7 protein-coding genes are annotated in these 13477 nt (G+C 39.8%); all 7 read left to right on the top strand.

Annotation, left to right across the window (positions count from 1 at the left end; all coding sequences use genetic code 11):
• The first annotated feature begins 3 nt into the window (after positions 1 to 3).
• Positions 4 to 4704, top strand: coding sequence for a fibronectin type III domain-containing protein (locus IV512_RS06310; protein ID WP_209401684.1), 4701 nt, complete (start codon positions 4 to 6; stop codon positions 4702 to 4704).
• Positions 4704 to 5606 carry a hypothetical protein gene (locus IV512_RS06305; RefSeq protein ID WP_209401682.1) on the top strand — a complete coding sequence of 301 codons (903 nt, stop codon included), beginning with the start codon at positions 4704 to 4706 and terminating at the stop codon, positions 5604 to 5606. Before IV512_RS06310 ends, IV512_RS06305 begins: the two co-directional genes overlap by 1 nt.
• Positions 5607 to 5791: 185 nt before the next feature.
• Positions 5792 to 6358: a transposase gene (locus IV512_RS06300; protein ID WP_209401680.1), complete on the top strand. Its 567-nt coding sequence runs from the start codon at positions 5792 to 5794 to the stop codon at positions 6356 to 6358.
• A 47-nt stretch (positions 6359 to 6405) separates the two neighbouring features.
• Positions 6406 to 6555 (top strand): hypothetical protein, encoded by a 150-nt coding sequence (locus tag IV512_RS06295; protein WP_209401678.1) that lies wholly within the window; start codon positions 6406 to 6408, stop codon positions 6553 to 6555.
• A 2-nt stretch (positions 6556 to 6557) separates the two neighbouring features.
• Positions 6558 to 6992, top strand: coding sequence for a hypothetical protein (locus IV512_RS06290; protein ID WP_209401676.1), 435 nt, complete (start codon positions 6558 to 6560; stop codon positions 6990 to 6992).
• 174 nt (positions 6993 to 7166) lie between these two features.
• On the top strand, positions 7167 to 7733 hold the full coding sequence (locus IV512_RS06285; protein ID WP_209401674.1) for a transposase: 567 nt from the start codon (positions 7167 to 7169) through the stop codon (positions 7731 to 7733).
• Between the two features lie 656 nt (positions 7734 to 8389).
• The gene (locus tag IV512_RS06280; protein WP_209401672.1) at positions 8390 to 13477 is read left to right on the top strand and encodes a hypothetical protein; all 5088 of its coding nucleotides are present in this window, start codon (positions 8390 to 8392) and stop codon (positions 13475 to 13477) included.

Raw genomic sequence — 13477 nt, 5'->3', positions numbered from 1 at the left:
CGAATGTTGTCAAAAACAGTGAAACATTATAACATCAATAAGAACGGTAGACTTGTGTCTTATCGCAAAGCTACCTATTTGTTGCTACAGACAACTATTTTATTTTTACTATTAACTCTAAACCTAACCACCGCCACCGCACAATCTTTTCCCGTACAGGTAATTCCGCAAGTGACGCCACCCCCACCTATTTATTTTTCGGAATACGCCAATGAGAATACCGTTAACAGTCCGTTGCGAGTACAATTAATTTTAAACGATTTTGAGATTGCAAATCGCGAAGTGCGCCTAAGAGTTTCCTTTGAGGGTAGCGGTATCAGTTTTCAAAGTAAAGACCTGGTTACCGGCGCTTCGCCCCTCTTTTTAGAAGGAGGTGTTCCCCTGGTACTTACCAACGTAGAGCTGGCCCCCTATTTTAGGTATGAAAACCTCAACGGTATTTCGGGTAATGTATATGGCAATGCCATCCCCGAAGGAGCCTACAACTTTTGTTTCGAGGTGTTCGATGTGCTTACCGGCAGTCGTCTGTCCCAAAAATCGTGTGCCATTAGTGTGGTATTCCAAAACGAACCGCCCTTTTTGGTATCCCCCAGGAACAAGACCAATGTAGAAGAAATCAATCCGCAGAACATTATATTTCAGTGGACACCCAGACACGTAAACGTTAGTAATGTAGAATACGAGCTTAGCATTGTGGAAATTTGGGATACACAAGTGGACCCACAACAGGCCTTTTTAAGCTCCCCTCCCGTTTTTCAGACCGTTACCAATGCCACTACCTATGTATACGGACCGGCGGATCCGCTCTTCCTATCGGGCAAAAACTATGCCTGGCGGGTGCAGGCAAAGGCAAAACAAGGGTTGGAAGAAGTGGGCCTTTTTGAAAACCAAGGCTATAGCGAAATCTATTCCTTTAGTTATGCGGGCAGTTGTGATTTGCCCTTCGGTATCAACCATGAGGTAAAGGGCAGTACCAATGCCAATATTTTTTGGGACGATTTCTCTACCGACGTACCGGAGTACACCCTACGTTACCGGCAAAAAAACGTGGAAGGAGCGGAGTGGTTTACCAATAAGACTAGTGGCAACCAAACCACCCTGTGGGACCTTAAACCAGGTACGGTCTATGAATATCAGGTTCAAAAACAATGTACGATAACGGGCAGTGATTGGAGTGTTACCAAGCAGTTTACCACTTTTATTGCTGATGTAGAGGCTGCCGTTTATGATTGCAACATCACCCCCAATTTTAACCTAAGCAATAAAGAGCCCCTTGCCAATCTCTATGCCGGGGATGCCTTTAAGGCGGGCGATTTCCCCATTAAGGTTTTGGAAACCAGCGGCAGTAATGGCCGTTTTACCGGTAAGGGATATGTAACCATTCCCTATCTCAACAGCATACGTGTGGGAGTAGCATTTACCAATGTGTTGGTAAATACGGATAATCAGTTGGTAGAAGGTTCGGTGCTGACCGTGTATGATCCCAATATGCAGAATATTCTGGACATAGACGAAGCGGTAGATACCGTTACCGATGCCGTGGATGCGGTGGGAGAATTTGTTGAGGGCGATAATGATTTGGATGAAATCAAGGTCAATTCGGCTATTGATAAAGACGATATAAAAATTGAGGACGGAAAGGTGGTCATTACCAACCCACAAAATGGGGTGACCAAATCTGAACCCTTAGGAGATGACATGGTCATTACCGATAGCGAGGGCAAAACCTATTATGTGGATGCCGAGGGCGAAATCACCGAAGGAGGTACCATAGACCAAAATGGGGCCATTACCGGCAATAACGTAGAAGGGGTTTCCAATAACGGACAACTGGAATCCCTTACCGCTAAAGGCATAAAAGTAACCTTTAATGAGGAGGGCACCTACGGAATGGATATCATGCCCACGGGAAACATTGGCACACTCGCCCAGGAATATACGGTCATTAAAGATGCCGATGGCAAAGATTATCCATTGACCCTTCATGCCGTTAAAAAAGGGGCTACCACCAAAATTAAGGCGACTATTGACCTAAAAAATGGTGACTACAAAGCAGACGATGTTAGTTTTAAGACCAAACAAGGGGGTTCCATTCCCACAACTTTTAACGGTTCTACAGCGACCTTGACCCTCACCGGAAGATATTCCTTTGAAAATGAGGTGATTTATGCCACTGTAGCTAGCAAAGAGGACAATAGCAAACAGCTCACCGCAGGGGCATTTAACCTATGGCACCTTACGGAGAGAAGTGTAAATGTTGCCTTGGTTTCCGTAAACGGTGCTTCACTGGGGAGTATAGAAAGCAATGTCTCCAAAATTTTTGAAAAAGCGGTAGCGAATATACAGTTTGGCAAAAGCTTAAGCCTTTCTATCAAAAAGTCTGAGCTAGGTAGTAACCAAACTTTGGATTTTGGCGAAAGTGCTTGGGCCGCCGCCTACAATGAGGAGCAAAAAATGCTCGTCAATAGGGTAAAACAGTTAGAAGGTTATAATGCCAGCACCTATTACATTTTGGTCTTTAATGACATTGAACCTTCCCGTCCTATTGGTGGGTTTATGCCATTACAGCGCCAAATGGGCTTTGTATTTGGAGGCCAACCTGAGGAAGAAGATAAAGGTGGTGACAAAAGTAAAACACTGGCCCACGAAATAGGGCACGGTATTTTTGCCCTGCAACATCCTTTTTCTGAATACGGCATAAATGAAGAAAGAACCGATTGGCTAATGGATTATGGTAGCGGAGACCAACTGCCCCATACCCATTGGGCCCAGATCCATGACCCCTCCTTAAAGTTTTATTTGTTCCAGGAGGAAGAAGAGGGCGAGATTGCCGGTAAGATTTGGTTTACGCCTAGCTGGGAGGCTTTTTCAATAAGAAATTCTTCAACAATTATATCAGACCCAGAACATTTAACCCCTAAAGGGACTGTACCTGGCTTTAAACTAAATGACGGAACTAAATATTGGGCAGAGTATGATTCAAACGGACAGTTCAAGGGATACTACCATAACTCAAGTATACAGATTACAGATGAGGAATATAAGAACAAGGAAACCGACATTGGTGATGAAGATACCGTTTATCTATTTGAGTATGTCCCTGGCTATTGTAACAAAACTTATCAATCTACCTACACCTATGTAAAGTCAAGTGCCACCGGGGTTTCTTTTGAGGAGCTTAAAAATAATTTTACGGAGGTTGATATTATTAGTAATTGTATTCCAGAGTTATGTTCCGAAGGGAAAAAGTTTTATGACACTTATATAAGTTCTGTTATAGGCGAATCGGAGCAAAATTCTTTTGACCAATTGGTAGACCTGATATGTAAAAATGGCACTGAATACTATGACAATTTAGTTTCGCAAATAGAGAAATTTAACAATGAAGAAAAGAGTAGCCTGATATGGAAAAATCATCGATATTTATATGAATCACTGTCCGAATCATGGTGGGCCAGAGATAATGCCTGGGAGGAATATGCTTCCATACTAATTGAAATAGATAGAATTTTTAAAGAACATACTAATTTACAAAAGGTAAATACAGCGGATTTATTTTTTATTATTGGCTACTCCACAACAGAGTTATTGTCCAACCTTTCCGCCAATGAGAAGGTTGAGATTCTACAATTCATATTGAACAATGAAATATTTATTACGGAAGGAAATGTATTGGGTATTTTTAAAGACAATGTTGATGATGAGGAAGGACTGATACTAAAGTTAATAGCTTCGGTAAGAAAGGAAGAGTGTGGAGAATTTTTAAAAGAAATTCGTTTACGAACAGTAGGTAGAGAATCAATTTTTGAAAACCTTTTCTCTGTCGTTCACAATGCGGGGGGTCAAGAATCTTTCACAATTCTTATTCAATTATTGTTTGATAAATTCGTTCAGTCAGAAGGAGGGCTTGATTCGTATATTCAAAAGTATAAAGAAAGAGAAACGAATTTTAAGTGGTATAGAAAAGAAACTCTGTGGCTTTTAATAGAAGCTGATTTGAACTACATTTCTAAAATGGAGGAAATGGAAAAATTCTCATTTCAGGCAAATTTCGATATAAACTATTTTGGAAGCAACACTAAGTATTACCTCGATTGCGAGGTACAAGACTGCAGTAATATTTGGGGCATTGTTGAAAATCAAGGCTATGGATTTTACAGATTTGAAAACTTTGCTTCTAAAGGTGAATATGATGCCTATGACATATTGACCATTGAATTTACAACCCCAATAGAAGAATTGGGGATAGAGGAGGGAACATATATTCCTATTCCGGCATTTTTCTTTCACGGTATTATCAAGAATAACAATTTGATAATGCTTAAAGAGTTTTTAGGCGATGTTGTATCAGTTGGAACAACAATATATGCAGGAAGTGCTTTACTGAAAGCCACTAAAGGTCTTACTAAGGTTCTTTCTTATGGAACCCTCTTTTATAATCAAATGAATGCATATGTAATGACTAGTGATGTTAGAAATTCGCTACAGTCATCCTCAGAAGGCAAGGCCTTTTTATTAATTTATGAGACCGGCAATTTATTAATTAATCTAGGGTCAGTTTATAAGAGCCCTAATAACTTTGAACGTACGATAAGTAGTTTGGCTACTTATCTAGATACCCATAGGGACTTTAAAGAATGGTTCCAAAAAAATCACAATAAGGAATACAAGGCACTAATCGACGAACTAAATAAACAAAACTAATGGCTGGTATAGGCAGAACACCAATACCAATATTTATAGGAAGCTTTTTGACACTCCTATTCGCGGCATATTTACAACTTTCTCGCCCTTTTTTATCTGATTTTCATCAAAAAAAAGGAATTGTGTTAAAATATGAAGTAGATGAATGTCCAAGCAATAATAGATCCGATTGCCTATACGTTTGGTTAAAAAACATGGACAAACCTTTCTATAACCCTTATTCCAGTGATTATAAGCCCTTTCTTCAAGGAGATTATACAAATAAAGAAATTACAATATGGACAAATTCAAAACGAGAATTTTTTCAAATTGTCGCTAATAACCTTACAATTATAAAATATGTTTGGTTCTTTAATTGGAATCTGATTTTGATATTTATTTTTCTGCTTTTTCACTATGGAGCATTCATGGAGACAAAAAATGCTACATTAAATATAAATACGTACGGGAAAATGTGGGCATATACAATTGGTCAAATAGAACCAATAATGAAACACAATTACAGAAAGTACAATCCTAATGATGTTTTGAACACAAGTTGGTTCGATGATTTATTCACTACAAAAAGGAAGAAAAAAGAAGATTTAGAAAATCAAGTAACTAATTGGAAACAATTTTTCCACATTACTGGAAAGCATGGTATTACAAAGGAGGTCAGAACATGGTTGATGACAATTAAGAAAGGGAAAATTTTTTTGGAAGGATATGACTTGTTTTATCTGATTGTGAATGGAAAAGGTAGTATAGAGAAAATAAACAGGACAACTAATGAAATCTTTGAATTTATTTCTATCCATTTGGATAGGGGCAGGGAGTATTACGAAGTTATAGGGAAACCCTTTAAAGAAAACTTTCCTAAGGAATACTATAAAATAATGGATCAGTTGAATAGGCTAAGATAGTTTCCTCGCTATCCCCCACTAGCGCAAGCGTCACGCTCGTGCCAACAGTGTAAAAAGTAAAGACAAGGATAATGTAATCAGTAGAAAACAATAATAAAACACCCCCCGCTAGCGCGAGCGTCACGCTCGTGCCCGCAACATTAGAAAAGTAACAATGATAAAAAAGAAATAACATAAAAAGTAGAATGAGTAGAAAACACAAATTCAACAACCCTACAGCAGCTTACTTCGTAAGCTTCGCGACCGTGTTTTGGATAGATGTGTTTATAAGACAAACCTATTTTTCAATACTAGAACAAGCTATCAACTATTGCAGGGCAGAAAAAGGAATGGAAGTATTTGCTTATTGTTTTATGCCGAGCCACGTTCACTTTGTCTTTAGGTCGAAGAATGAAGACCCATCAGGGTTGCTAAAAGATTTCAAGGGCTATACAGCTAGAAAATTGATAAAAGAAATTGAAAAAAACCCACAGGAAAGTAGAAAAGAATGGCTCTTATGGATGATGGAAAGGGCTGGAAAAAAGAAAAGTAATGTTACCAATAGACAATTTTGGGAACAACACAACAAACCTATTGAATTATGGAGCGCAGAGGTCATAAAGCAAAAAATAGATTACGTACACAACAATCCTGTGGAAGCCAGTTTCGTAACCGACCCTATCGATTGGAAATACGGTAGTGCACGGAACTATGCCGATGACGAAACGGTTATAAAAATTGATAACCAAGGTATTATCCTAGGTATGTTATGAATAAAATTAAAGAGATACATGTAAACTAAATCTTTAATGCCACGAGCGTGACGCTCGCGCTAGCGGGGGCTCCGGAATGGCACTTGACGAATGAAATAGAAATGTTCGATGGAGCGGAACTGTTTGAAGTCTTATCTGATGGTTCTGAGATCTTACGTGGAAGAATAGTAGATAAAAAATTTGTGATAATTGATTAGATATGAATTTCAGGTTTGGAAGTTATGGAGTCGTTAAAGAAAAAGAGCACCAAATGGGGGGCACAGAGAAAGGATGGAAAATATATGAAGAAACTTCTACAGGTTTAGAACCGATTATGAATCTCACAAATAGTGAAATCAAAGAAGTCGTTCTATCCGCCTATTTTGTAAGGACATATTGCATGTATAAAGGTTTTAAATTGTTTGTATCTCAGACCTCCATGCTAAAAGAACAAAAAAAGGTACGGTTGAACTTAAACAATCTTGACTTTGCTGCCTATGATTATTTTGGGTTTCCTTATCGAAAAGATGATGCGAGTATCGTCATCAATGAAAATGAACTCGAAGAAATATGGGAAGAACGGGAACGTTTGGCCCGTTTTCCGTTTAAGGTCGAAAAGATAAAATATATTAAAAAAGAGGGCGATTTTTTGTAAGTATCTAAAAATGAAGGAATAAAGATTCGTGATATTGACCATTTTATATACTGTAATTGCAGCGGTATTTACATTCAAATTTGGTCCTGCCCCCCCGCTAGCGCGAGCGTCACGCTCGTGCCCGCAACATTAGAAAAGTAACAATGATAAAAAAGAAATAACATAAAAAGTAGAATGAGTAGAAAACACAAATTCAACAACCCTACAGCAGCTTACTTCGTAAGCTTCGCGACCGTGTTTTGGATAGATGTGTTTATAAGACAAACCTATTTTTCAATACTAGAACAAGCTATCAACTATTGCAGAGCAGAAAAAGGAATGGAAGTATTTGCATATTGTTTTATGCCGAGCCACGTTCACTTTGTCTTTAGGTCGAAGAATGAAGACCCATCAGGGTTGCTAAGAGATTTTAAGGGCTATACAGCTAGAAAATTGATAAAAGAAATTGAAGAAAACCCACAGGAAAGTAGAAAAGAATGGCTCTTATGGATGATGGAAAGAGCAGGAAAAAAGAAAAGTAATGTTACCAAAAGACAATTTTGGCAACAACACAACAAACCTATTGAAGTAAGGGGCAATAAAGTAATCAAACAGAAGATAGATTACATACATAACAATCCTGTGGAGGCAGGTTTAGTGACGGAACCTGTACATTGGAAGTACAGCAGTGCCCGGAACTATGCCGATGACGAAACGGTTATAAAAATTGATAACCAAGGTATTATACTAGGTATGCTATGAATAAAATTAAAGAGATACATATAAACCAAATCTTTAATGGCACGAGCGTGACGCTCGCGCTAGCGGGGGGATGGGAAATAAAGACTGAAAAACATCTTGATATTGATTAATGAACCGAACTTTAAATATATTGATTTCTGTCGTTTATTATAGCCTCATAATGCTTATTGTGCTGTCTGAGAGTGGTGATATATTATGGACTGAGGCATGCAATTTTTATAAATTATCCGTTACCACATATTACCAATCAATCGGCTCGTGGACGTTAATGGCTTTTTTAGGCTATTTATACGTTAAAATAAAAAAAATTAAAGATTTGCCCTTAAGATATTATTTTCTCTTACCATTACTCACCCTTCTTTATACTGGGCGCAAGTACGAAAAGAATTTGAACTTGTTAATCGAATCCAAACCGCACAAAGTAATCCCTGCAATTATCTATAATATTTTCATTACTAAGAACTCGGACACATGTTCCTTTAAATTTGAATTCAATGGTAAAATGACCAAATCAATTAAGTCACCTAAGACCTCTCTAAATAATCTAAAGATTGGAGACACTATATTGATTAAGGTAGCAGATGATTGTAAGTATATGAACAAAATATATGATCTATATCCGTCACAACCGGGCATTCAACAGTAAAACCAAATAGATGAAAAACAACTACCCACATATTCTACTTTTCATTCTATGCAGCCTGTTTTGCAGCTTGCAACTGTATGCGGTTACGCCACTTGTTTCCGGTTCTAAAGACAGTTTGGTCCATAAAACAAAGGACACCACCCTACAGCAACAAAAAAGGAAACAACAGCTCACCTATTTGCAGCAATTGGCCGCATTGCAAACGGCTAGGCACGCACAGATTACACCCCTAAAGTCCCCTCAAGGGGACAATTCCCCCTTTGAAGGGGGTGCCCGCAGGGCGGGGGATGTATTCGCTTCTCCAGGGGAGGGTCAGGGGAGTGCTACAAGCACAACCCTAAAACCAACAACAAAGCAGTTCCGTTCCTTCCCTTCCTTAGACAAAAAACTATCCGAAAACCAGAATTTTAATGTGCCCTTTACCCAACGGCAACCGGAGTTCAATGCGACCTTTATGGCGGAGAACTTTCAACAAAACCCGGCCGTAGAAAAATTGATAAACAATGCCAAGGGCGCCGTAGATGCGGTGGCCAAGATGGGTCGCTTTGTAGAAATCTTAACCGGCAATGAATTGTTGGAGCTTCCGGTGGGGCTTAAAAAAACGGACCAAACTTCGGGCAATTCCGTAGAATTGGCCATTACCGAGGTAGAATTTACGCCCAACCATGCCCTACTAAAGGTATGGGCGCGTATGACCGTTCCTGAAAAAGGGGAAGTGGACGATGAAAAAGACCGCGGCATTGAACGACAACTCTTTTTTGGTGCCGAAAATGTAAAGCTCAGTTATGAGGGCGGATTATCAGGCGATATGAAACTGGTACTTTTGGGCAATCAGGCCATTCCCATGCAGGGAGACAACTGGCTGTTGACCCTCAAAGGGGGCATAGACCTCAAGGCCAATTCGTTTGGCGACCAATCCTTTATAGAGTTCGATTGTTCCAACCTAAAGGGCATTAGCTTGGAAGGCGATCTTCGGGTTTCAAGAAACGTGCTGTTGCCCCTAAATGAAGATGGCCAATATACCTGCGGCAATAGTAGAGACAACCAGTACCTAAAGGACATGGAAGATCAGGTAGTAGACAACAAATGCTACGTGGGGGCCTCTTTTAGTGTAAAGTCGGAAGGCTGGAACGACCTTTTGATCAATGTAGACCTTCCCCGTTTTGAGGTGGTAGGCTTGACCGGTTGGGGCTTTGACCTAAAGAATGTGGTCTTAGACCTTAGTGATAGCCGTAGCGCGCCCAACCTCAACCTTCCGCAAGAATACAACAACATTTATTCCGGTGCCGATGAAAAACTATGGCGTGGCTTTTATGCCGAAGAGGTAAGCGTTATGCTACCCCAAGGAATAGAGGACACCAAAAAATCCAGCGGACGGGTAGAATTTGGCGCCAAAGACTTGGTGCTTGACAGTCAAGGGGTATCTGGCACTTTTTATGGGGAGAACGTACTTAAAACAGGTGATGGGGCCGCCGGAAAATGGGCGTTTACAATAGAGGACGTAAGTATTTCCCTTTCCCGAAATTCCCTAACCGGAGGTTCTATGGGCGGTGATATTGCCGTACCTATTTTTGAGGAACCCATGGACTATTCCGGCTATATAGACCAAAACGGTTACGGTCTGGAAGTGGGGCTGCAAAGCAACTACGAAACTCCCGTCTTTTTAGGGGAAATGCAACTGGCAAAAAACTCTAGCGTGGCTATTGATGTAAAAGATGGCAAGGTATACCCTTCTGCCAACCTTACGGGTCAACTCTCCATCGTTGGTAAAATAGGTCAAAAAGAAGGCGAGAAATCGCCAAGCGCTCAAGAGGCCGAAGAAAGTGGTAAGGGTTTCAATTTTCCCGGTATCCAATTTCAAGAATTAAAACTCGAAACCGAACCCGGTAAAAAAGCCATTAGCGCTACCAGCTTAGGGTTTACCGGAGATATGAAGCTGATGAACTTTCCGGCATCGGTAGAAAACTTGCAACTGGTAACCCCGGGCAATCAGGTAGGCCTTTCTTTCGGACTCAAAATTAACCTGGATGGTGACGGATCCCACGCCACCACCAGCATGGACATTTTGGGGAAACTGGAAGAATCTACCAAAATACAGGCCTGGAAGTTTGAAAAAGTAAAAGTAGATGGGGTTGAGATTGATTATAAAAAAAGTGGGGTACACCTTACGGGTGGTCTTCAAATTATGGATGAAGACCCCACCTATGGTAACGGTTTTGCTGGTGAGCTTTCGGTAGATATTACCAAACTTAATTACAAGGCTTCTGCGAAAGCCATGTTCGGCAGCAAGGAATTCAGATATTGGTTTGTTGATATCTGGTCAGACTCAAAAGAAAGTGGCTCTAGCAAACTACCTATTAATTCACTTGCTGGTGGGCTTTCAAATAAAATGCAACGTCTAACCGACGGTAAGACTACTGAATTCAACCCGAGCAAAGCGGTATATGTTCCTGATGCAAATACCGGGCTGGGCTTAAGGGCAGGTGCGGGTATAGGAACGAGCAATTCATCTTCCTTTAGCGCCAAGGTATTTATAGAAATGGAATTTAACTCACATGGAGGATTAAATAGAATCGGGTTTACAGGGGAAGGTTCCTTAATGGGTGGTGACTCTTACACCTCCCCTGAAGCGAAATTGCTGGAAAACAATAAACTCTTAGACAAAATGTCCGATTTTATCGAAAAAAATGCGCATAAGGCCGAAACCTTTCTAAAAGACAATGATTTTCTCGGGCTATCTAAAAATGCTATTCCCAAACGGGAGGTTGCCTCTAGCGGACGTGTTGGTGTATTCGTCGGTATTGAAAAAGATTTTGTCAACGACTCTTTTCATGGTGAATTTGAGGTTTATATAGACCTTGAGGGTATTCGTGGCGGAAATGAAGATAACCTTGCTGGCAGGGCCGTTATTCATAAAGACCCACAAGAATGGTACATACATGTAGGCACACCTGAAACACCTATATCCTTAACATTTGATGTAAAGGTAGCCGAGCTAAATGTACAAGCCTATTTTATGACGGGTACTAAATTATCTACGGCCTTTCCCCCAAGGGATGAAGTAGTAAGAATTCTTGGTGCAGATGTGGCAGAACTCAACAGACAAGGGAAAGATGGACAATTTGAAGCCGCAAAAGGCTTTGCATTTGGTTTAAATTTCTCATATCAATACAAATACCAATATCTCATTTTTTATGCCTATCTAGAGTTTGGTGGTGGTTTTGATATTATGCATGCCTACTATCCTGATGCAAAATGTGTGGGTAGACCAGGGCCTATTGGTAATAACGGCTGGTATTCCATGGGTCAGGTTTACGCCTATTTAGAAGGCGAGTTTGGTGTTGAGGTAGATTTGGCCTTTATAAAAGGGAAGTTTCCTATTGCTTATGCAGGAGTTGCAGCCATGTTAAGAGGTCAGTTTCCCAATCCTATTTATTTAAATGGTTATGTAGGGATGCGTTATGAGATTTTGGGCGGATTGATCAAGGGAAATATGAGAATGAAATTTGAGGCAGGGGAAGAGTGTGAATTTGAAGGAATTTCCGACACTATAGGGGTGCCAATAATTTCAGATGTTGTACCTCGAGAAGGTAATGCCGATGTTTCTGTTTATGCCGCTCCTCAGGCTGTGTTCACCTATCCTGTCAATAAAGATGTTGATGTAAATCTAGAAGACGGAAAGCGCACTTTTAAAATACAATTAAAAGAATTTTCTTTAACCCAGGAAGGAAAGGAAATTACAGGAACTTTTGAATGGAATGAAGATAACGATGCGGTAACCTTCGTTTCTGAAAAGACCCTTCCTTCCGAAAAGGAAATAATTGCCGTGGTTGAGGTAAGCTTCGACGAAAAAATAAATGGGGCCTATAAAACCTTGGTAAAAGATGGAAAACCAGTAGTTGAAAAAAAGGAAATAAGCTTTAAAACAACCAAAGCACCCGACCACATTCCATGGGAACAAGTTAGTTACGTCTATCCTGTGAAAGACATGAAAAACTTTTATCCACAAGAATATTCAACGGGCTATGTAAAACCAAAAAAAGCTCCAGATTACCTTTTTGAAGGAGGATACGAAATGCGAGCACAATTTGTTTCCCTATTGACTAATGAAGGGATAAGATCGCCGTTGCGATATGACAAACAAAAAGGCATGGTATTCTTTGATATACCGGAGTTGGTACCAAACTCTAAGTATCGTTTAGATTTAATGGTCTACCCCCCAGGGCAAGAGGCCCCTTCAGAAATTTTCATTGAAGAAAAAGAAACAGTTTACGATACCGAACAAGTAAATACAAACTGGTATGACCCAGGAACCGATACACAAACAGAAAGGGATGATGTAAACTCTACTGCCGTTGTTTCCCAGAAAAAAGCGACTGGGGTTAAGATGAACGATGCAGCCCCTAAATCTATTTTAGATATGGAATTTAGGACAAGTAAACATGCTAGCTTCAAGGATAAAATAAACAGTTTAGAGGTAGTTGACAACCTAACCAATAATATTTTCTACTATAATGCAGAAGACTCTTTAGATGTTTATGCCAAGGTTCAATCGCTTTCTATAAAGGTTGCAGACTATGAAGCTTTTGACAAACCGGAAATATATGCTAACCGATATAACCCTGAACCTTTGGTCTACGCACAAGCCATTTTAAAAGATGATTACTATAAAAGAGACATTTTGCCTATTATGTATAATAAAACAGGTTCAGATCCGATTTACCCTATAGACGGTATACTTGTTAATAGGGATGAAGCTGTGCTCGGAGTACCTCCCATCAGGTCTTTTTATATCGGATATGAGTATAAAAGGGATTACGAAAACGATCCGAATTCTCCTTGGGTAAAAAATAGAATACCATTTATTTATAATTTACCCTACCAATATTATGAAGATTTCGTCTACTTAAGAGGCGCCCTAAGCAACAAATACCCTGACCCTTCCGAACATCCTGATATATACGATAAATACAATTTGTTATTAAAAAAATCATTCCCAGCGTTTAGATTCAACAAATCCTATCAAGCGGAATTAATCTATAGAACACCAGGAAATTTATATAGCCAAGGATACCAAATAAAATACGTGAACGATTAA

It is taken from the genome of Pseudozobellia sp. WGM2, assembly GCF_017810075.1.
Lineage (GTDB): Bacteria > Bacteroidota > Bacteroidia > Flavobacteriales > Flavobacteriaceae > JADNYK01.
This window is presented reverse-complemented; position numbering and strand designations above follow the sequence as displayed.